A 20878-nucleotide genomic window follows, 5' to 3' on the forward strand; every position below is an offset into this window, starting at 1 on the left:
CTAAGGGCCGCGCCGGCGCGAGGTCGGATGATCTATCCTTGGCCCCACCCCTGTCCGTGCCGACTCGCAAGGAGACTTGCCATGAGCGAAGAACTGGTTTTCTACACGAACCCGATGTCCCGCGGCCGCATGGTGCGGTGGATGCTCGAAGAGACCGGCGCGCCCTACCGCACGGAAATCCTCGAGTACGGCAAGAGCATGAAGTCGGCCGAGTACCTGGCGGTCAACCCGCTGGGCAAGGTCCCCGCGATCCGCCACGGCGCTGCGGTCGTCACCGAGACTGCGGCTATATGTGCGTATCTTGCCGACGCCTTCCCGGCAGCCGGCCTGGCGCCGCCGCCCCGGCAGCGCGCCGCGTACTACCGCTGGCTGTTCTTCTTCGCCGGCCCGCTCGAGGCCGTCATCATCAACCGCGCCCTCAATTTCGAAGTGCCGGCCGAGAAACGCATGATGGCAGGCTACGGCGGCTTCGAGCAGATGATGGACATCGTCGAGCAGGCGCTCTCGGCGAGCGAGTACATTGCCGGCGATGCCTTCTCCGCTGCGGACGTGTACTGCGGTTCGCAGGTCGGCTTCGGCCTGCAGTTCGGCTCGATGGAGAAGCGCCCGGCCTTCGTGGACTACTGGAAGCGGATCAGCGACCGGGATGCCTATCGCCGGGCGCGGGAGATCGATGACGCGCTGGTAGCCGACGCATAGCCGGAGCTTGGCAAGCGCCGGTTGCCGGCGCCGCTGCTATTATCCGCGCCCATGACGCCCCCCAGCGCCCCCGTACCGGTCTCGCCCGACGCTATTGCCAGGGCGGCGCAACTGCTGCGCGCGGGCGGGGTGGTGGCGATCCCGACCGAGACCGTCTATGGGCTGGGCGCCGTGGCGATGAACCCGGTAGCGGTGCGGCGCGTGTTCGCCATCAAGGGCCGGCCGGTGAACCATCCGCTCATCGTTCACCTCGCTTCGGCCGAGGCCTTGCCAGAATGGGCGTACGAGATCCCGGATGCTGCATGGCTGCTAGCGGAGCGCTTCTGGCCCGGCCCGCTGACGCTGGTGCTGCCGCGCCGGCCCCGGGTGCCCGACGAGGTAACCGGGGGCCAGGACTCGGTTGCGTTGCGCGTGCCGGCCCAGCCGGTGGCGCGCGAACTGATCGCTGCAGCAGGCGCGCTGGCGGCGCCGTCCGCTAATCGCTTCGGCCGCGTGTCGCCGACCACTGCCGCGCATGTGCTGGCCGAGCTCGGGGATGACGTGGACATGATCCTCGACGCCGGCCCCTGCCAGGTCGGCCTCGAGTCCACCATCGTCAGCCTGCTCGAGGGCCAGCCCGCGCTGCTGCGTCCCGGTGGTGTCACCGTGGCTGAGCTCGAGGCTGTGCTGGGCCGCCCGGTGGTCGCGCCGCCGCAGGACCTGCGCGCGCCCGGCCGGCTCGCCTCGCATTACGCGCCGGCCACGCCGCTGGAGCTGGTCGCCGCGAGCGAACTCCCGGCGCAGCTTGCGGCGTCAAGCGCAGCAGGCACGAAGGTCGCGGTCGTCGCTTACAGCCCGGATGCCATCGCCGCCGCCGAAGCCGCCGGTACCTTGGTGGCGACCATGCCGGCCGATGCTGCGGAGTACGGCCGCCAGATGTACGCCACGCTACGCCGGCTGGATGCAGCGGGTCACGACCTGATCTTGGTGGAGGCGCCGCCGACGGCGCCGGAATGGCTCGCGGTGCGGGATCGCCTTACGCGCGCCGCACATCGAGGCTGACCTGCTCGTCGACGAAGGTCTTCAGCGCTTCGGGCAGGGAAATGTTCATCGTGCTCATGCCGCGAACCTAGCGAGCTTGGCAAAATTTGGCAAGGTGGCGGCTGGGTGCGGCGGGCGACCAGCGGTCCGTCAGCGCTCGCGCCCGCCGCCGGCGGCCAGGGATGCTGCGCGAAAGACGCACGCTGGGCGGCGAGCACGGCATGCATCCTGTTTATGGTCGCGCTCATGAACGTCTTCCCGTCGCCTAGAACGCGGGCGCGCGCGGCTGCGGCGGCACGGTGCCGCCCGTGCCGGGCAGGATCTGGAAGTCGAGGTTGAAGGTGTCCAGCATGCCCAACAGCCGGGTGAGATGCTGCGCGTCGCCCTCCAGCTTCGCCTTCCCGGCCGCGGCCTGGTCGGCCAACGTTGCCTGGCCCATCATCACCGCATCCAGGTCCCGCCGATCGATGGTGAGGGTCAGGTCGGCGTCGTCGCGGCGGAAGCCCTCGATGCTGGTGAGGGTGCCGTGGCTCAGCTCCACCACGAACTGCTCGCCGTTGTCCGGCGTGATGATGTTGATGACGCTGTGGGCGTCTCCGGCCTTGTCGCTGTTGAGCCGCACGGCGAGGTAGTCGAGCCACAGGCCGGTGCTCATGGCGCGCACCAGGTCGGGGCCGTAGCTGGTCGGCGTCATGCCCTGGGGGATGCCGGAGCGCAGCTCCAGCGCTCCGGCGAGGAAGCTGTTGCGCACGCTGGTGCTCTCCTGCTGGTAGCCGAGCTGTTCCCAGGTGTCGGCCAACAGGTCGCGCGCCGGCTGCAGGTCGGGGCGGGCGAACACCAGCTTGTTGAGGATTTCCTGGGCATGGCGGTACTGGCCGGCGGCGTAGAGCTCGCGCCCCTTCGCCATGATGGCGTCGGGGCCGCCCATCATTTCCACGTACAGCGGCGCTGACTCCCGCGGCGACAGCGGCAGGAGAGTCGCCGGGTTGGCGTCCCAGTAGCCCAGGTAGCGATTCACCACCGCGCGGCTGTTGTGGCCCTCGGAGCCGTGGTAGCTGCGCGCCGTCCACTCCGATTGCAGGCTCTCGGGCAGGCGGTAGACGTTGTGGATCTCGTTGATGGTGACGCCCTGGTTGGCGAGGTTGAGGACCTTGTTGTTGAGGTGGGCATAGGCGTCGCGCTGGGTGCGCAGCACCTCCTGGATCCGCTCGTTGCCCCAACGCGGCCACGAGTGCGCCGAGAACATCACCTCGGCTTCGCGCCCGAAGTGGTAGAGCGCGGCGTTGATCTGCCGCGACCACTCCAGCGGGTCGCGCACCAGTGCGCCGCGCAGGGTGTAGATGTTGTGGATGGTGGCGGAGATGTTCTCCGCGGCCCAGAACACCTTCCAGTCCGGGAACCAGGTGTTCATCTCGGCCGGCGCCTCGGTGCCGGGCGTGTTCTGGAACACCATGCGCACGCCGTCGATGGTCAGTTCCTCGAAGTCCGCCTCGATGGTCCGGGTCGGCGCGATCAGGCCGACGTTGCCGACGGCGATGTTCTTGCCGATCGCCTGGTCCACGTGGCCCGCCGGGTGGCGCGGCAGCAGCACCCCGTACTGGTAGAACAGCCGCCGTGTCATGGCGTTGCCGGCGTAGACGTTCTCCGCGATCGCCTCGTGCAGGAAGCCGGCCGGCGCGATCACGGGCACCTTGCCGCTGCGCACGTCGGCTTCGTCGACCACGCCGCGGACGCCGCCGAAGTGATCGGCATGGGAATGGGAATAGACCACGGCGACCACGGGGAACTCGCCCAGGTGCTCGTTGACCAGGGCCAGCGCCGCGGCCGCAGTTTCCCGGGTGGTGAGGGTGTCGAACACGATCCAGCCGGTGTCGCCCTTGATGAAGCTGATATTGGCCAGGTCGAAGCCGCGCACCTGGTAGATCTTGCCGGGCACCACCTCGTACAGGCCGTAGGCCATGTTCAGGATGGCCTGGCGCTGCAGCGAGGGATGGATGGTGGCGAAGTCCTCGCCGCCCATGAGCCACTCGTAGTTGCCCATGTCCCAGGCGATCCCGCCGGCGTCGTTGCGGATCTGCCGTGCGGCGGGCGCCGCAATGAAGCCGCGGCGAGATTCCTCGAAGTCACGCTCGTCCTCGAACGGCAGGCTCGCGCGCAAGGCGGTGTGCCGGTCCATGGTGAAGACCGAGGGCGGCTTGCCGGCGGGATGGAAATGTTCGCCGGCCACTGCGCTGCCCCAGGCAAGCAGCAGCAGCAAGGGCGCGACACGGCGCAACGGTCCAGGCGTCAGGGTCGTCATGGGCAGGTGCTCGGGCTGAATTCGGGAAGGGTGTCGGCGCACCCTAAAGGCCTGCCCGCAAATACGTCAAATACATAGAGCGTCATACGGCGATGCGCTTTAGGTATAGGGGCAGATCCGCGACAACTCCGCCATCGCTCGAGCTGGCGTTCCGCCTCGCCCGGTGTCTCGAGGCGCCCTTCGAGGACGTGTTCAGTTACGCGGAGTGAGTCTGCCGTTCCAAGCGGCGACAAAGCTTGTCTATACTGCGCCGGTGACAAGCAGCACGCGCCCGCTCGGCCTGGTCGCATCCTTTGCGCTGCTGCTCGCGGCCGCCCCGGCGCCGGCCACCGACGTCCACACCATTCCGATCATCTACGCCCCCGAGGGCACGCCGGCACTCGGCGCTGGCCTGCGCCTGTCGAACAATCCCACTATCGGCGATCTCGACGTCGTCGACCTGGTGCCGCTGTACCTCTACGAGGGGCGTTATCTCTACGCCCACGGCACCGAGTTCGGTGCCCACCTGTTCCGCAACGACACCTTCCGCTTCGGCGTTCTCGGGCGCTATCGCTTCCAGCGCATCGAGGCCGGCGACAATCCGCTGCTGGCCGGGCTGGAAGACCGCGACCAGACGCTGGACGGCGGCGTGTCCGCCCAGGTCCGCGGCGGCTGGGGCCAGCTGCAGGCCGAGTGGCTCACGGACACGCTCGGCCGCCACGACGGCGAGGAGTTCAACCTCACGTACCGCTACCGTTTCGAGCGCGGCGACCTGAAGCTCTCGCCCTTCATCACTTCCAGCTGGCAGGACCGCGACCTGGCCGGCTACTACTTCGGCGTCAGTGCCGAGGAGTCCGGGCCGGGCCTGCCGGCCTACGACCCCGGCAGCGCACGCAATTTCACCTACGGCCTGAACACCTGGTACCAGGTGACGGACCGGGTGTTCGTGTTCGGCAACGTCGGGTTCACGTCCTACGACAAGAGCATCCACCGCAGCCCGCTGGTGGACGAGCGCCAGCAGGTCGAGGCCTTCGTCGGCTCCGGCTACTTGTTCGGCAGCGTCCGCAAGCAGGACCGGGTGCCCTATGACCGCACCGGCGAGTGGTCCTTCCGCGTCAACGCCGGCTGGCTCGCGGAGGAAAACATCTTTCCCTACCTGATGGTCGGCGACTGGAAGGGCAGCTCGCGCACCACGACCCCCATCGGCGGCCTGACGGTCGGCAGGCTGCTGAGCGGCGGGCCGCGGGTCGACTTCTACGGCAAGCTGGCGCTGTTCCGCCATTTCGAGCGCGACAACCAGCCGGACTTCTGGAATTACACCGCCTACATCATGGCCATGGGCAAGGGCTACCTGCCGTGGTCGGACGAGCTCGCGTTCCGCTACGGCTTCGGCTTCGGCGTCTCCTACGCGGAGCGCGTGCCCACGGTCGAGGTCATCAAGCAGAGCTCCCGGGACGAGAACTACGCGCGGTTCCTGAACTACCTGGAATTCCAGGCGGACGTGCCGATCGACCAGTTCGTTCGCTGGAAGCCGCTGCGCAACTGCTTCGCCGGGGTCACCGTGGTCCATCGCTCCGGCATCTTCGGCACGGCCGACATCCTCGGCAACGTCTCGGGCGGCTCGGACTGGGTGACCCTGCACCTGGAGTGCATGCGATGAGAAGCGTATGGCTGCTGGCGGCACTGCTGTGGGCCGGTACGGCATCGGCGATCGACTGGCAGCCGGACCCGGAGGTTGCGCTGCAGGTGGAGGTGGCCGAGACCCTGCGGACCGCGCTGGAACAGCAGCCGGAGTTGCAGCGCTTTTTCGACGAGGCCTGCGGGATCGCCGTGTTCCCGCGCGTGGTGCGGGTCGGCCTGGCCCTCGGCGGCGGACGCGGGCGGGGCCTGCTGCTCGCGGATGACGGCGTGCTGGGCGAGGTGACGCAGAGCGCGCTCACGCTGGGTTTCCAGGCCGGCGCCCAGTCGTTCCGCCAGCTGATTTTCTTCCGCAGCTGCGAGGCGATGGAAGAGTTCACCGAGAACGGGAACCTCGGGCGCTGGTCCGGCCGGCTCGAGTTCCAGGGCCGCGCGGCAATGCAGGCCGGTCGCGCCGGCGGGGCGGCGGATCCCGGTTTCATCGGTGACGTGGCGATCTTCAGCCTGTCCGGCCGCGGCCTGATGCTCGAGCTGGCGGCCGGCAGTGTGCGTTACCGCTTCACGCCCGCAACACCCGCACCTCGGCCGGCCGACTAGTCCTTCGGGGTGAGCCTGAGCAGCCGGCCCCGGCTGTCCCCGCGCTCGTCCTCGAGGACCCAGATGCTGCCGTCGGGGGCTTCCTCGACGCTCCGGATGCGGGCTCCCATGTCGTAGCGCTCGATTTCACGGGCATTCTCGCCGTCGAGCTCGATCCGTACGAGCGCTCGCGACGATAGGCCCGCCGCCAGGGCCTGTCCCCGCCAGCCCTCGAACAGACCGCCGCGATAGATCATCACGTCGGCCGGCGAGATGACGGGGGTCCACGATGCGGCAGGCTTCGCGAACTCGGGGCGGGTGTCGTGATCCGGGATCTCCCGGCCGTCGTAGTGGTCGCCGTTGGAGACCGCCGGGTAGCCGTAGTTGGCGGCCCGGACGATGAGGTTCAGTTCGTCGCCGCCGGCCGGGCCCATCTCGATTACCCAGAGCCGGCCTGCCGCGTCGAAGGCGAGGCCGAGCGGATTACGGTGGCCGAGGGACCAGATCTCGTCGTAGACGCCGATATCGTCCACCAGGGGGTTGTCTTCGCGGTAGGCGACGAAGGGATTGTCCCGGGGTGCCGAGCCGTCCTCGTTCAGCCGCAGGACCTTGCCCATGTTCGACTGCATGTCCTGCGCCGGCGTGAACTTCTGGCGGTCGCCGGAAGTGACCCAGAGGTAGCCGGCGTCGTCGAACGCCAGCCGGTGACCGTAGTGACCGTAGCCGACGACCTTCGGATACTGGCGCCAGATGACCTTGGCGTCGTCGAGCGTCCCGCCACGGGCAGTCAGCGTGAGCACGGCGCGCACCACGGCCGCGCCCCGGGTGTCGCCGACGCCGGCTTCGGCGTAGCTCAGGAAGACGACGCCATTGGCGGCGAAGTCCGGGTGCGGCACGACGTCCCCAAGGCCGCCCTGGCCGCCGTAGTCCACGTCGGGCACGCCGCTTACCGGCCGGGACTTCTGGCCGTCCTGCGTGACCACAAGCAGGTTGCCTTTCTTTTCGGTGACCAGCATGCGGCCATCGGGCAGGAAGGCCAGGGCCCAGGGTTCATCGAAGGAGGTGATCGCCTCGACTTCGAAGGGCAGGTCGCCCTCGGCCTGGGCGTTGGCCAGCGCGAGCAGGCCGAGAGTCAAGGTGAGAATCCGCTTGGTCATGGTTGCGCTCGTTTTCGTCGACTTCAGTTTCACTCTAGCCAAAGCCGAGCAGGGCTGCCACGACGGCCCGGCTCCTGCCTGGGCCACCGGGTAGCAAGTGGCTGCGCCATGCGATCATGGCGCATGGATTCCTTCAGCGCACTGCCCCTGATTCCCGCCCTGCGCCAGGCCATCGATGCGATCGGCTACACCGAGCCGACGCCGATCCAGGCGCAGACCCTGCCCGCCATCCTCGCCGGACGAGATCTCATCGCCAAGGCGCCAACCGGCAGCGGCAAGACGGCGGCCTTCGGCCTTGGACTGCTGCAGCGGCTCGACCCGGCCCGCATTTCCACCCAGTCGCTGGTGCTGTGCCCGACGCGCGAGCTGGCCGACCAGGTCGCCAGGGAGTTGCGGCGCCTGGCGATGGGCATTCCCAACGTGAAGCTCACACTGCTCACCGGCGGCGTGCCGCTGGGCCCGCAACTGGCGTCGCTGACGCATGCGCCGCACATCGTGGTCGGCACGCCGGGCCGGGTGCAGGACATGCTGCGCCGGCGCGTGCTGGACCCGCACGGCATCTCGGCGCTGGTGCTGGACGAGGCCGACCGCATGCTCGACATGGGCTTCGAGCAGGCGCTGCAGGAGATCCTCGGCCAGCTGCCGCGCAAGCGGCAGACATTGCTGTTCTCCGCCACCTGGCCCGAGGCCATTCGCGCCATCGGGCGCAGCGCACTGCGGGACGCGCTGGAAGTCGCGGTGGAGAGCGCGGCCAGCCAGCCGGAGATCGAGCAGTGGTTTCACGAGGTGGCGCTGGCGGACAAGCCGGCCGTGCTCGCCGGCCTGCTGTTGCAGCACCGCCCGGAATCGACCGTGGTGTTCTGCAACACCAAGCGCGATGTCGACGCCGTGACGCAGGCGCTGCAGGCGATGGGCTTCAGCTGCGCGGCCTTGCACGGCGATCTCGATCAGCGCGAGCGCGACGAAGTACTGGTGCGTTTCGCCAACCGCAGCCTGCGCGTGCTGGTGGCCAGCGATGTGGCCGCGCGCGGCCTCGACGTGAAGGAACTGGCCTGCGTGGTGAACTACGAGGTGCCCGCCGACCCGGATGTTTACCTGCACCGCATCGGTCGCACCGCGCGCGCCGGCAGCACTGGGCTGGCGCTGAGCCTGGTGACGCCGCGGGAAATGCACCGCGCCCTGCAACTGGAAAGCCACCACGGGATGAAATTGCAGTGGCGTCCGGCGCAACCCGTCCACGTGGACAGCAAGGACGTGCCGCGGGCGGCGATGCACACGCTGCGCATCGAGGCCGGACGCAGCGACAAGCTGCGGCCCGGCGACATCCTCGGCGCGCTCACCGGCGAGGCCGGCCTCAAGGCGGAAGCCATCGGCAAGATCGACATCTTCCCGCGGCGCGCCTACGTCGCAGTCAGGCGCGACCAGGCCGAGCGCGCGCTGTCCGCGCTGCGCCGGGGCCGCATCAAGGGGCGGAATCTTCGCGTTTACCGGCTATAGGGCTTGAGTCGCCCGGCGCGCGGCGATGAACGACCGCACCATGAGCACGAGCAGCCCGGCGCAGAGCAGGAGCATGCCGACGTTGACCGACAGCGCGAGCGGGCTCATCTGCGCCGCACGAATGCCGAGGGCCGCGGCCGGCGCCAACGCGCCAAGCAGCGCGACCACCGCGGCGACGTGCATGAGATGGCGCCGCCCGCCGTCGAAGGCGAGCGCGAGGCCGCCGAGCACCGCCAGTGCGAGGCCGACGTAGGCGGGCAGCAGTGCAGTCCGGCTGCCGGAGACGAGAAACGCGCCGGCCCCGAGGGCAATCAGCAGCGCAGCGAACACGAGCGTCGATTTCGGCATCGTAGATATCTCCGGAATGTTTGTTGGCGGCGGGAACCGCCGCCCTGGCAAATCAGGTCTTCTCCCCGGCGCTCAGCGCAGCTTGTTCATCCAGATGCTGTGGCGCTGGAAGCGCCGCACCGTCCCGTCCGCGCCGAGCTCGAAATACACCGTCTCGCCGAGCGATTCGTCGTCCTTGCGTACGCGGCGGAAGGTGTGTTCGCCGACATGCTGCAATTTCACCATGTCTTTCGCCGGGTCGCGGCTCTGCAGCTCGAGCAGCGCCAGCCCGTCTTCCCACGGCACGATGGCCACCTGGCCCCAGATGTTGTCGTAGACGCCGGTGTACCGATCCCATTCCGGGTTGCGCGCGGGCGCCTTGTCCGGTGCCTTGCGGGCCGCGTCGATCGCGGGGGCGATGAGATCGAAGGCCTTGGCGGCATAGAAACCCGGTGCTGAGCCGATGGTGTTGGTCAGCACGATCGCGCCGACCTTGGTCTTCGGCTCGAGCCGGAACTCGGTGAAATAACCCGGGCAACCGCCGCTGTGCCGCGCGAAGGTGCGCTCCCCTTCGCGCCGCACGCTGAAGCCCAGGCCCCAGGTCGTCTGCCAGTCGGGGTCGACCCAGTGCACGCGCTGCATCTCGCGCAGCGTCGAGGCGCGCAACAATTCGTCACCGCCGTCGCCCAGCAGGCGAAACTGCCACATGGCGAACTTCGCCATGTCGTTCACGCTGGAGGCGAAGCCGGCGGCCGGAGCGATCCCCCGGGTCTGGAACGGCGCCACAACCTCCCGCCGGCCGTCACGCTTCAGCGCGGTATGGCCGACGGCCATGCGGCCACCGCGCAGCTCGACCGGGATGTCGGTAAAGGTGTCGCTCATGCCGAGCGGGTCGAGCAGGCGCTCGCGCATGTACGTGTCGAAGTCCTGGCCGGAGGTGGCCACCACGATCTCGCCGACCAGGCTCAGGCCGAGGTTGGAGTACTGGAAGTAGCGTGCTGACGGGTACAGCGTCTGCTGCGCACCGAGCCGGGTGCGGATCTCGTCGCTGGTCGGGAAGGGGTAGTCCGCGTCGGTCCAGTAGGGGAAGTCGGACTCGCGCGGCAGCCCGGCGGAATGCGTCAGCAGCCCGCGAATGGTGATCGGCGCATCAGCCGGGTGCGTGTCATCGATGTTGAACCAGGCCAGGTGCTGCGCCACCGGATCGTCGAGGCGCAGCTTGCCGGCGTCGCGTTGCTGCATCAGCGCCACGCTGGTGAACAGCTTGGAGATCGAGCAGATGCTGTACAGCGTGTCGGGCGTTGCGGGAGAGCCGGTGGCCGGGTTGGCCTGGCCGAAACCGCCGCTGGCCACCAGTTCCTGGTCGTGCACAATGCCGTAAGAGAGCCCGGGCACGCGATCCACGCTCGCCTGGTACTCGACCCACTCGGCCCAGAGCTGCACGGCATTCGCAACCCGCGGATCGTCGGCCAGGCGCGGCGAGGGCGCCGAGGCGGCCGCCACGCCGGACAGCGCCAGGGCGCAGAGGAATGACATGAAGCGCGCGGCGTGGCGCAAGAGGAGGTTGCCGTGATTCATGGTGGTCCTTCGTGCTGCAGACATGCCCGAGCCGATTTCGGACCAAGGTATATCACAGCACGAAACATCGCGGGGTCGTGCCCTTCCAGCACCGAAAGGCAATGATGAAGCTGGATGCCTCCCGCAGGCGGCGGAAGCTCGTGCCTTCGCTGGCGAGGTGCCGGCAAAGTTGCTCGCAGATTCACCCTGTTCGGGCCCTGCAGCCCGATCGGCAACAACTCGATCATCGAGAACTCCGAGCGGCAGATCGGCTACATGATGGAGCGCCTCGAACTGATCGGCAGCGGACGTGTCAGGTACCGGCGCCGACCGGTCGCAACACCTCCATGACGAGGTAGGCGGTATAGCCGATGTAAGCGGCCAGCAGCAGGGCACCGGCAGGGCGGTTGATACCGCCGCGGCCGCGGAAGCCGTAGCCGATGAGGAACAGGGCCAGGGTCAGCGAAGCCATGACCAGTATGTCTCGATTGAAGACCTCCGGCCCCACCGCCAGCGGATGAATCGTGCCGGCGATCCCGACTACAGCCAGGGTGTTGAACAGGTTGGAACCGAGGATGTTGCCGAGCGCGATGTCATGTTCGCCCTTCCGGGCGGCAATGATTGATGCCGCCAGTTCGGGCAGCGAGGTACCGACCGCGATGACGGTCAGGCCGATGATCAGGTCGCTGACGCCGAAGCCGTGCGCGATCTCCACCGCGCCCCAGACCAGGATCCGGGAACTGACGATCAAGAGGGCCAGACCGACCGCGAGCCAGAACGCGGCACGGCGCACGGGCATGGCGCGAAGCTCGAGCTCCTGCTCGATGTCCTGCCCCAGGGCATCCGCCTTGGTCCGCAAGCCGTGCCAGATGGCCCAGCCCATCAGCCCGGCGAACACCGCCAGCAGCACGGCAGCATCCAGGCGGGTGATCTCTCCGTCCCAGAGTTGCCAGGCCGCCAGGGCCGTGACGCCCATCAGGATCGGCAGTTCCTTGTACAAGACTTGCGAATTGACGGCGATTGGGGCGATCAGGGCCGTCACCCCGAGGATCAGGGCGATGTTGGTGATGTTCGAGCCATAGGCGTTGCCGAGGGCAATCCCGGGGTTGCCCTGCAAGGCAGCCAGGGCCGAAACCAGCATTTCCGGTGCGGAAGTGCCGAAGCCTACGATCACCATGCCGATCAGGAGCGGCGGCGTGCCGTAGTGGTGGGCGACGGAGGCCGCCCCCTCCACGAAGCGGTCGGCGCTCCAGACCAGGAGCACGAGGCTGAGAATTACCGTGATAAAAGCCAGTGTCATAGCGGGATAGAAGTCCTGGGTGGGTTCGGGCGGCAATGAGGGTCTTTCCTGGCTCCACGCCAACGACGCTCAGCTCTGCTCGCCTTCGCGCCGCACAAGATCACTCCGGGCAAGTTTACTGGCAGGGTAACCGGCTTCGTGAAGGCAATCGAGCGCATTCCGGTGAAGATCAAGCAGGTGTGCAGTGCAGAACCCATCGTGCATTCCTGCTTGCGGCGGTCAGCGGCCGCAAAGACTTGCGCTCGCTGCAACGCCGGCACCCATTTTGGGGCGTCACCCCATTGCGGCTCCGCTGGCGCGTCCATGACTATGCGACGCCGATATCAGAGGAGCGGACGCATGAAGGCTTTCAGTGTTGCACGGGTCCTGGGCGTCGCCGCGATCGCGCTGGCCGCGGCTCCGGTGTTTGCCGCCGACGACCGGGTGCCCGCGACGCGGGGCTTCCACGGCAACCTGTTGCTCGGCGCGGGCTACTTCGATCTCGAGAGCAACCTCGTGGCGGGGAACGACCTGATCGACGCCAGCACCAGGACCATCACTTCGGTCACGCAGGCGCCGCCGTCCAACGACACCACCTACGGCATCGTCAGCGGTGAGCTGGCTTACGTCTTCGGCGACCGGTGGGAGGCGTTCTTCGGCGTCAGTATCGAAGACTACGTGACGCTGGATTTCTCCACGCGCCTGGGCGTGCGCAAGCAGTGGGACGGCGTCGGGGTGCTGGGCGCGAGCTTCGTGACGACGGCTGCGCTGCCCACCGAGGTGTGGGCGGATCCCTACCTCGTGGGCACGCCCCGCCTCGCCACCGAGCGCGATTCCAACGGGGTGCGGCTCGACTGGTGGCGCATCTTCGGCACGGAGTTCTTTGCCCAGCTGCAGAGCCGGGAGATCGAGCTGGACACCGAGGCGAGCGGCACCGATCCGGTACTCGGCCTCAGCGCCGACGAGATCCTGCTGCTGCGACGCGACGGCACCGACAGCCGCGCGACCCTGGGCTACCGCTGGGAGAACGGGCGCCACACCTGGCAGCCGGAGTTCACCTTCACGACGGCAGACCGTGACGGCGATGCGATTGCGGCGGAGGCGACCGCCCTGCAGCTGTCGTACGGCTACCGCGGCGATACCTGGACGCTGGCGGCCGCGGCTTCCGTGTTCCAGCGGGAGCACGACGAAGCCAACCCGGTGTATGGCCTGAAGACCGATGCGGATGGCTACGCGATCTCGCTCTCTGCTTTCCGCAAGCTGGACCTCGGCAGCGGCGACTGGCGCGCCTTCGCCAACGTGATCCATGCCGAGAACGATTCCGACATCGACTTCCACGACGCCTCGGCTTTCGCCGCCAGCATCGGCCTCGCGTATTTCTTCGGGCGCTAGGAGCAGCGGTCCGGTCCGCATGTTGCGCAGGACCTGGGGGGGCTGAGCACGCGGGCGGATACCAAGGCTCTCCCCGATGGGGACCCGCCAGGCCTATTGCTGAACGGCAGGCGTCCGCCAGAGCCAGTCTTCCCCGTCCACGAAGGACAGGTGCCGGAATCCCTCGCGGTCGGCGGGCTTCAGTCCCTTGGTGACCGCGGCGCGGTCCAGCATGTCCTGCGGCGGCGTGAGCAGGCGGCGGCCGAAACCGGGCCACAGCGTGCGCAGGTAGCGCTCCGGATCCGCTTGCAGGGCGACGACCGTGCTGGCGCACAGGGCGGTGCCGAAGCCGGATGCGAGCGTCTGCATCCGTGCGGCGCAGTTCAACGGGTAACCGACGAAGTCCACTTCGCTGGCGGCGCTCAGGTGAGGCTCGAGCTGGATACGGATCGCCTCGCCAATGGAGATCCCCACGCCGTAGCCGGTCGGGGCGGGATACGGTAGCGACTGGGCGAGTTCGGCGTAGCCCTTGTGCAGGTCGAATGTCGCGTCCAGCGCACTGGCGAGGCAGCGCGGCAGGTCTTCCTCGCTCTCCAGTTCCCAGAGCAACACGAAGCCGTCGCCCAGGAACTTCTGGAAGGGATGCTCATAGTCGTCGCACAGCTGCATGACATAGCCGAACTGCAGCTTGACGAGGTCCGCCACGTGGTCGAGCGGTTGCGTCTCGCTCCAGTTTGAAAAGCCACGCATGTCCGCGAACATCGCCACGATGCGTGAACGGGCGCCGAAGCGCTGGTGGCTTTGGGTCGCCAGGCGTAATGCCGAAGTTCTCTTGTACATGTCGCCTGAAGCCTTGAGTGGGTGCGATGACCGGCGTTCATGGATACCACCATCCGGCCGTCACGCCAAGCGAAAGGCTGTGGCGATGTTGTCCATGGCCGCTGGTGCAGGGCAAGCGTGTTCATACGGCCCCAGGAAACAGGCTGCGTCCCCAAGACAACGCCATACTCAACCGACTACCGCGGGCGCCAGCAATACCTCCCTGACAAGGTAGGCCGTGTAGCCAAGATAAGAGGCCAGCAGCAAGGCGCCCGCGACGCGATTGATACCGCCGCGGCCGCGGAAGCCGTAGCCGATGAGGAACAGGGCCAGGGTCAGCGAAGCCATGACCATCATGTCCCGGGTGAAGACCTCCGGCCCCACCGCAAGCGGATGAATCGTGCCGGCGATCCCCACCACTGCGAGGGTGTTGAACAGGTTGGAACCGATGATGTTGCCGAGCGCGATATCGTGCTCGCCTTTCCTGGCGGCAATGATTGACGCCGCCAGTTCCGGCAACGACGTGCCCACCGCGATGACGGTCAGGCCGATGATCAGGTCGCTGACGCCGAAGCCGTGCGCGATCTCCACCGCGCCCCAGACCAGGATCCGGGAACTGACCACCAGGAGCGCGAGGCCGACGACAAGCCAGAATACGGCACGGCCCACGGGCATGGCCCGAGCCTCGAGTTCCTGCTCGATGTCCTGCCCGAGCGTGTCCGCCTTGGTCTTCAAGCCCTCCCAGATGGCCCAGCTCATCAGTACCACGAACAAGGCCAGCAGACCGACAGCCTCCAGCCGGGTGATCTCGCCGTCCCAGAGTTGCCAGGCCGCCAGTGCGGTCACACCCATCAGGATCGGCAGTTCCTTGTGCAGGACCTGCGATTGGACGGCAATCGGGGAAATCAAGGCCGTCGCCCCGAGAACCAGGGCGATGTTGGTGATGTTCGAGCCATAGGCGTTGCCCAGCGCAATGCCGGGATTGCCCTGCGAGGCGGCCAGTATCGACACCATGATCTCGGGGGCGGAAGTGCCGAAGCCTACGATCACCATGCCGATCAGGAGTGGCGGCGTGCCGTAATGGTGGGCGATGGAGGCCGCGCCCTCGACGAAGCGGTCGGCGCTCCAGACCAGGAGCACTAGGCAAAGGACGACCGCGACAAAGGCGAGTGTCATACCGGGATGAAGCGCCTGGATCAGGTCAGGTTCAGACGAGGGTCATTACGATCAGCCACACTACGACCAGCCCGACCGCAAAATCGTTCCGTCCCGGGGTACGCCAGAGCGCTCCGAACAGGAACAGGTTGTAGGGCACGGGAGCGAAATGCAGCACGACGGCCAGGACCGAGGGCGCGCCCTGGGTGACGGCCGCCAACGCCAGCATGGTCGCGATCAGGTTGACCAGGGTGCCCATGCCGATGATATCCCGCCACAGGAGCTGCGGCAGAGGTACCCGGCCGTGCCAGCGGCGGGAGAAATAGTTGCCCGGATGCCCCTCGGTCACGGCGTCGAACTCATCATGGGGTAGTGTCGCCCTCTAGTGCCACGGCGTGTGGAAGCTTCGCATTGATGTCCGGGGTGTCAAGGGGGCCTGGGATGCCGGCACGCTGGAACGCTGCCCCGGTCGACGGCTCAGCGGCCGCCCGATTGCGGCGGGGCTGTCGAGAGTCTCTTGGCCCGACAATAGTGAGGCGGGTCACCCGCATCCTGATTGCTTCATCAGGCAAGTCCATGAATACTGCGCTGCCGTCCCCTTGCCCTGTCCGTTGAGAGCGAATGAAGCCGAAGCTTTACTGGTTGTTCTGCCTGCTGCTGGCGTTGCCGTGCCAACTCTCGGCGGCGGAACTCGAGTTGGCCGGCGGCACCACCTTCGACCGCTACCGGACCCTGCATGAAAGTGGCGTGGTCAACCTGAACCTGGTCACCAACCCACGGGAACGTTTTCCCACCGAATGGTCCATCGGCCTCCTGCTCGCGCAGGACAAGAACCCTTCCTATCTCGACAATGACGAAGCCACGGCCTGGCTCGGGATCGCCAAGCGGGCGCGTTGGAAAGGACTGTTCGTCGGGTTCGGGCTGGTGGTCGTGGACCAGACCAACCAGCGCATCAGTTCCCACGTCAATTTCAAAAGCTCCGCCGGATTTGAGCTGGGGCCCCTGGTGGCTCAAGTGCAGCATATCTCCAACGCCGGGTTTCACGGCACGAACGATGGGGACAGCTTTGTCACCCTCGGCTTCAGGATTCCCCTCGGACCTTGAGCCGCAGAACGGCCGGCTCAGCGAAGCGACCGGCGTGTAGGCGACGAACAAGGTCCGAGGCCCTGGTGCCTGATCGCCAGCGGCCCGAAACCGATCGCACTGAAAAAGAGCCCTTGGAACAGCGCCATCAAGCGTCCTTCCAGCGGCGCAGGCGCGCGCCGGCGACCGCTGCGGCGACCGCCGGCAACGACATGAGCAGAAACGCCGCGATGCCGAGCGGCAGGAGATTCCAGGAGTTGCCGCTGGTGAACATCACGACCGGCAGCTGGATCATGATTACGGCGAATCCCCAGCGCCACGGCCGCACGGGCGTGAGGTATCCAAGCAGTGCGGCTAGCGCGATGCACAGCGGGTAGGTGGCATCCCAGTACAGGGGCGAGTCCCATGCTTCACTGCGGCCGGTAGCGGCCACGGTGACGATCCACAATGCCGCGCCGCCGGCGAGTGCGACGTAGAGGGTGCGAAGGGATTTCTTACGTTCTTCCATGGCGGGATATTCGGTTTTCGGCCCGATATCGCCCATGATCTGCGTCCTGGAGCTGGCTTGAACCCCGTATTACTGTGCCGGGAGTTCGTGATGTCTTACAACAGGGCGAAGCCTGGAGAGACCCCCGGCGATGATGCGCGGCCCGAGCAGCCTTCCGGCTGCGATCTCCTCGCGCCACTGGTCTACGGCGCTGACCTGGGCCGCGCGAAGTCGCAGGGACTTCGCGGCCGTGCCCGCGCGAGGGGGAGACGGAGCGGGCTGCAAAAAGTCAGAACGCGAACCGCACGCCCACGTTCCAGAAGGTGATCTTGCCGAACTCGTAGCCGGTGACCAACGCCATGTCAGGCCGGAAGTACCAGCGGCCGTTCAGGGCGAGCAGGATGTCGGCGTCGAAGGCATCGGAGCCCTCGCCAACGACCTCGCCGACCGAGGTGTAGCGCACGTGGCCCTGCAGGTGGAGCGCCGGCGTCGCCGCCCAGAGCATGCCGATCTCGCCGCCAATACCGCTGTCGTCGACGTCGGCGTCGAGATCGAAACCGGCGACCTTCACGTCCTTGAACTCGATGTTGTCAAAGCTGAGGCGGCCGTAAAGGCTCATCGTGGGCGAGAACGGGTAGGCATAGCCGACGCCGAGCCGCCAGCGCACCACGTCGTAATCGCCCTCGACGGTGTCGATGCCGTCGCGGACCTCGAGCTCCTGGCCGGTCAGGGCATAATCACCGAACAGGTGCATGTTCTCCCGGAACTCCCACGCGCCGCCGATGAAGGCGCCGCCGCCGGCATCAGACTCGACGTCGAGCGTGCCGTTGTCCGTGAAGGCGTCGGACTCCTCCACGTCGTTGACGAAGCCGGCGATGAAGCCGCCCTCGATGTAGTTGAAGTCGAGATCCTGGGCCACCGCAGCCGCCGGCGCGCCCAGCGCGACCGCCACGGCAAGTGCGAGCATCCTGCGACGAGTGGACATAAATTCACCGCTGTTTGGCAACTGGAAAATACTGCCGGCCATCACGGCCGGGACTGTGCGAGACGACATGTGAGCGCCATCCTGCTGTGCATAACTCTAATCCCGGGGCAGACCGGCGACAAGAAGCCCGCTCGAAGCCCTGCAGTAGGCTTGAATGAAAAGTACGTTTGGACCCACTTATACTGTGTGCCCCATTTGTTCAAAGGTTGCCAGGGAAACGGGATGTCATTGCTTCTGCGCGCCTTGGTGCTTCCGGCCATATTCATGCTGGCGGCCTGCAGTTACGGTCCGGAGCGTACGGCCCTGGCCCTCGGTAACGTGGTTGCGAAGCCGCAATCGCACCAGTTGGCGGTGACGCTCGAGTACCGGCGAGTCAGGGAACCGACAGGCGCCCTGAACACCTTCCCGGACGGCGGCATCCGCAAGGTGATTCACCGCGAGGCGAGGGTGTATCTCTGTGATCTCGACCGTGGCACCGCCGAACTTGTTGCGACCATCCCTGACTTCGCGGGAATTCCGCACCCCAAGTCGGTCTGGATCCAGGGTTGGCAGGCCGATGCGCTCTACTTCTCCCTGTTCGGATACGGTGGAGATCGACACAGCGGGGACGACCTTTCCGACGAGCGACGGCTGTTCTTTCGCATCACCCCAGATGGACGAGTGCTTGAGATTGACGAGCTCCCGGAAGGCCTGGAACGCGGGCGCAACAGCGGCCCGGCGCAATCACCCCCCTTCCTGCGCTGGAGCGCGGGACACCTCGATATCGAGATCGCGATCGACGCGCTGTTCTCGGAAACGACCCGCCGGGCACGCCTGACATTCGATTCAGAAACTGGCGAACCGCGCCTGTCCATGCCCTAGCCGGCCGGCAATCAAGCTGCGGTGGCTCAACCACGCGGACGACCGAGTCCTTGAGGCTCCCACAGCATTCTGGAGCATGTGGTGCCCTGAGGTTTCACCCTTCGCCAAGCCCTAAGCCCTCCCAGCGCTCCAGCCGGGGTGCCTCCGGCGGAATCGAATCACAACCGCCTGCGCGCGGCCTCCAGCGCCTCGACCAGCGAGGCATCCCCGGTCGGGTCATTGTCGACGGCACATTGCCAGGCGTCGACGGCCTGGGCGTGACGCTGCAGCGCGTCGAGTGCGCGCCCCTGCCAGCCACAGGTGTAGCTGAGGTAATAGCGGGCCAGGGCCATGTCCGGGGAACGACCGATGATCCAACGGAGCAACTCGGTGGACTGGTCATACCAGGGCAGCGCGTCCTCGTGTTTCGCCTGTCGGCTGGCGAGTTCGCCGAGGTTCGTATAGGTGCCGGCCAGCTTCAGGCGGTAGTCGAGGACGGCAGGGTGGTCCATGACCAGCGCCACCTTGAGTTCCCGCGACCGGTCGTAGGCCGCGGCGGAGGCCTCGTAGTCCTCCAGCAGCATCTCGATACCACCCAGGTTTTCGTAAGCGGCGCTGAGGCTGATGCGCGTCTCCGGGTTGTCGGGCTGGCGGGGCAGCAGGGCCTCGCCCTGTTCCACGCCGAGCCGGGCCGTGTCCCGGCCTGCCTCCAGCTGTCCCGTGCGTCCATACAAGGCGGAAAGGTTGATGGTGCTGTAAATCACCAGGCCCTGGTATGCCAGGTTGTCCGGGTCCGCCAGCACCAGCGCCTGGCGCAGTCGCAGCCCCTCCCGCATGCGCCTTTCGGCCTCGGCTGGCCGGCCCTGTTTTTCGATCCACTGGCCGTAGTTGTCAAGCAGGCTGGCGAGAGCCGAGCGGTGGAAGAGGTCGTCGCTGTTGCCCAGGTCGAGCGCCTCCATTTGTGCCAACGCCGCCGCATAAGTTGCGTCCGCCTCCGGCTTGCCCTGGTTCGCCAGCACCAGCCCGAGCTCGCTCGTCATGTTCGCCAGGTTGAAAGCATGCAGCGCGTCTTGCGGCGCACGGGCCAACAACTGCTCGGTCTGTTCGATCGCGAGCCGGACTTCCGCTTCCGCCACGTCCAGGTCACCCATGACGCGGCTGATATTCGCGAGGCGGTGGTGAGCATGCGCCAGTTCCGCCGTGATCTCTTCTCCCGCCTGGCGCGATGCGAAGTCCTGGTAGAACTCGCGGGCGGTCTCCAGCAACTGGCGCCGCAGGGTCGTCAGGCCGCTGGTCTTGAGCTCCGGGTTGTCTGCGACGCGGGTCAGGTAGCGGTCGACCGCGTCGCGCGCCAGGTCGAAATTGGCCTCGGCCTGGGCGCGTTGCGCGTCTGCCTCGAGGCGCGCGAACCAGGCGCTGGCCGCAAGCAACGACGTCACCCCCATGCCTGCGATCGCGGCCGCCGCCACGGCCACGAGCCGTCGTTGCCGGCGCTGGGCTTCGCGCTGGCGCAGCGTGTCGAAGCCCACGCCCAGGATGCCGGCGACGATCTTCAGCAGCGCCGCCTGCTTGCCGTCCTTGCCCGGGCGCAGGTCCGCCGCGATCAGCTCGGTGCGTTCCGGGGTCAACGCGCCTGCGGCGTCCACCGCATAGCGGAGGGCCTCGGGAAAACATTCCTCGTCGGCCTGTTCCGGCCGGTCGGACGCCCAGGGCTCGCCGGCGACGATCATGGCCAGGACCCGCTGTGCCTTGCCCAGGGCCTTGAAGCTGCGGATCTCCTCGTTCACCCAGCGGGAGCGGGCGGCCGCGGGTGAACAAATGACGACCAGCGTCTCGGAGGCAGCGAGCGCTGCCTGGATCTCGTCACTCAGGCTGGAGGCGGAGGGCAATTCGTCCCGGTCGAGGAAGACCTTGCCCAGGCGCTCCGGGATGGGCCCGAAACGCCCCTCTGCGCCGACCAGGCGCCGGGGCACTTTCCAGCGCTCGAGGGCTTTCTGCAGCCAGGCAGCGTGGCGCTCATCGGTGTGGCTGTAGGAAATGAAGGCGCAAAAGGCGGGCGCGTTCTGCGGGGGAGGCTTGAGCGCCATGGTAGGGAGCCTCCTCGCTTCGT

At 67.2% G+C, this 20878-nt stretch carries 19 protein-coding genes; 8 read left to right on the forward strand and 11 right to left on the reverse strand.

Going from position 1 to position 20878, the window contains the following annotated elements; translation table 11 throughout:
• The first annotated feature begins 81 nt into the window (after nt 1-81).
• Nucleotides 82-699: a glutathione S-transferase family protein gene (locus G8346_RS03125; RefSeq protein WP_166048143.1), complete on the forward strand. Its 618-nt coding sequence runs from the start codon at nt 82-84 to the stop codon at nt 697-699.
• A 51-nt stretch (nt 700-750) separates the two neighbouring features.
• Nucleotides 751-1740, forward strand: coding sequence for an L-threonylcarbamoyladenylate synthase (locus G8346_RS03130; RefSeq protein WP_166048145.1), 990 nt, complete (start codon nt 751-753; stop codon nt 1738-1740).
• A 244-nt stretch (nt 1741-1984) separates the two neighbouring features.
• Here the strand turns inward: G8346_RS03130 and G8346_RS03135 are convergent, their stop codons facing one another.
• Nucleotides 1985-4018, reverse strand: a complete 2034-nt coding sequence (locus G8346_RS03135) for an alkyl/aryl-sulfatase (RefSeq protein ID WP_166048147.1) — start codon at nt 4016-4018, stop codon at nt 1985-1987.
• A gap of 253 nt (nt 4019-4271) precedes the next feature.
• Here G8346_RS03135 and G8346_RS03140 point away from each other — a divergent pair, with 253 nt between their 5' ends.
• The gene (locus tag G8346_RS03140) at nt 4272-5657 is read left to right on the forward strand and encodes a MipA/OmpV family protein (protein ID WP_166048149.1); all 1386 of its coding nucleotides are present in this window, start codon (nt 4272-4274) and stop codon (nt 5655-5657) included.
• Nucleotides 5654-6232 carry a hypothetical protein gene (locus G8346_RS03145; RefSeq protein WP_166048151.1) on the forward strand — a complete coding sequence of 193 codons (579 nt, stop codon included), beginning with the start codon at nt 5654-5656 and terminating at the stop codon, nt 6230-6232. The genes G8346_RS03140 and G8346_RS03145 overlap by 4 nt, the downstream gene beginning before the upstream one ends.
• Here the strand turns inward: G8346_RS03145 and G8346_RS03150 are convergent.
• Nucleotides 6229-7368 (reverse strand): PQQ-dependent sugar dehydrogenase, encoded by a 1140-nt coding sequence (locus G8346_RS03150; RefSeq protein ID WP_166048153.1) that lies wholly within the window; start codon nt 7366-7368, stop codon nt 6229-6231. The two genes, G8346_RS03145 and G8346_RS03150, sit on opposite strands and share 4 nt — an antisense overlap.
• A 123-nt stretch (nt 7369-7491) precedes the next feature.
• Here G8346_RS03150 and dbpA point away from each other — a divergent pair, with 123 nt between their 5' ends.
• Nucleotides 7492-8865 (forward strand): ATP-dependent RNA helicase DbpA, encoded by a 1374-nt coding sequence (gene dbpA, locus G8346_RS03155; protein ID WP_166048155.1) that lies wholly within the window; start codon nt 7492-7494, stop codon nt 8863-8865.
• On the opposite strand, the gene G8346_RS03160 is transcribed toward dbpA, so the two are convergent.
• The 3 genes from G8346_RS03160 to G8346_RS03170 form a co-directional block, all read right to left on the reverse strand.
• Complete coding sequence (locus tag G8346_RS03160; protein ID WP_166048157.1) at nt 8860-9213, reverse strand: hypothetical protein; 354 nt, start codon at nt 9211-9213, stop codon at nt 8860-8862. The two genes, dbpA and G8346_RS03160, sit on opposite strands and share 6 nt — an antisense overlap.
• A 72-nt stretch (nt 9214-9285) precedes the next feature.
• Nucleotides 9286-10770, reverse strand: coding sequence for a serine hydrolase (locus tag G8346_RS03165; protein WP_166048159.1), 1485 nt, complete (start codon nt 10768-10770; stop codon nt 9286-9288).
• A 292-nt stretch (nt 10771-11062) separates the two neighbouring features.
• A complete protein-coding gene (locus G8346_RS03170) occupies nt 11063-12049 on the reverse strand; it encodes a calcium/sodium antiporter (RefSeq protein ID WP_166048682.1) in 987 nt (328 codons plus the stop codon).
• A gap of 339 nt (nt 12050-12388) precedes the next feature.
• Between G8346_RS03170 and G8346_RS03175 the strand changes: the two genes are divergently transcribed.
• On the forward strand, nt 12389-13420 hold the full coding sequence (locus G8346_RS03175) for a DUF2860 family protein (protein WP_166048161.1): 1032 nt from the start codon (nt 12389-12391) through the stop codon (nt 13418-13420).
• 93 nt (nt 13421-13513) lie between these two features.
• Here the strand turns inward: G8346_RS03175 and G8346_RS03180 are convergent, their stop codons facing one another.
• From G8346_RS03180 to G8346_RS03190, 3 genes are all read right to left on the reverse strand, one after another.
• Nucleotides 13514-14239, reverse strand: a complete 726-nt coding sequence (locus G8346_RS03180; protein WP_166048163.1) for an adenylate/guanylate cyclase domain-containing protein — start codon at nt 14237-14239, stop codon at nt 13514-13516.
• Nucleotides 14240-14407: 168 nt separating this feature from the next.
• Nucleotides 14408-15394 carry a calcium/sodium antiporter gene (locus G8346_RS03185; protein WP_166048165.1) on the reverse strand — a complete coding sequence of 329 codons (987 nt, stop codon included), beginning with the start codon at nt 15392-15394 and terminating at the stop codon, nt 14408-14410.
• A 31-nt stretch (nt 15395-15425) separates the two neighbouring features.
• Nucleotides 15426-15722, reverse strand: coding sequence for a hypothetical protein (locus G8346_RS03190; RefSeq protein WP_166048167.1), 297 nt, complete (start codon nt 15720-15722; stop codon nt 15426-15428).
• Nucleotides 15723-15994: 272 nt separating this feature from the next.
• On the opposite strand from G8346_RS03190, the gene G8346_RS03195 reads away from it, so the two are divergent.
• The gene (locus tag G8346_RS03195; RefSeq protein ID WP_166048169.1) at nt 15995-16477 is read left to right on the forward strand and encodes an acyloxyacyl hydrolase; all 483 of its coding nucleotides are present in this window, start codon (nt 15995-15997) and stop codon (nt 16475-16477) included.
• A 127-nt stretch (nt 16478-16604) separates the two neighbouring features.
• Here G8346_RS03195 and G8346_RS03200 read toward each other — a convergent pair whose 3' ends face one another.
• Together G8346_RS03200 and G8346_RS03205 are read right to left on the reverse strand one after the other, a co-directional pair.
• On the reverse strand, nt 16605-17000 hold the full coding sequence (locus G8346_RS03200) for a hypothetical protein (protein WP_240901269.1): 396 nt from the start codon (nt 16998-17000) through the stop codon (nt 16605-16607).
• Nucleotides 17001-17232: 232 nt separating this feature from the next.
• Nucleotides 17233-17928 (reverse strand): outer membrane beta-barrel protein, encoded by a 696-nt coding sequence (locus G8346_RS03205; protein ID WP_166048171.1) that lies wholly within the window; start codon nt 17926-17928, stop codon nt 17233-17235.
• Between the two features lie 222 nt (nt 17929-18150).
• Here G8346_RS03205 and G8346_RS03210 point away from each other — a divergent pair, with 222 nt between their 5' ends.
• Nucleotides 18151-18789 carry a hypothetical protein gene (locus tag G8346_RS03210; protein ID WP_166048173.1) on the forward strand — a complete coding sequence of 213 codons (639 nt, stop codon included), beginning with the start codon at nt 18151-18153 and terminating at the stop codon, nt 18787-18789.
• Between the two features lie 158 nt (nt 18790-18947).
• On the opposite strand, the gene G8346_RS03215 is transcribed toward G8346_RS03210, so the two are convergent.
• The gene (locus G8346_RS03215; RefSeq protein ID WP_166048175.1) at nt 18948-20855 is read right to left on the reverse strand and encodes a toll/interleukin-1 receptor domain-containing protein; all 1908 of its coding nucleotides are present in this window, start codon (nt 20853-20855) and stop codon (nt 18948-18950) included.
• Nucleotides 20856-20878: the final 23 nt, after the last annotated feature.

It is taken from the genome of Thioalkalivibrio sp. XN279, from assembly GCF_011089885.1.
In the GTDB taxonomy this organism is placed as follows: domain Bacteria; phylum Pseudomonadota; class Gammaproteobacteria; order Steroidobacterales; family XN24; genus XN24.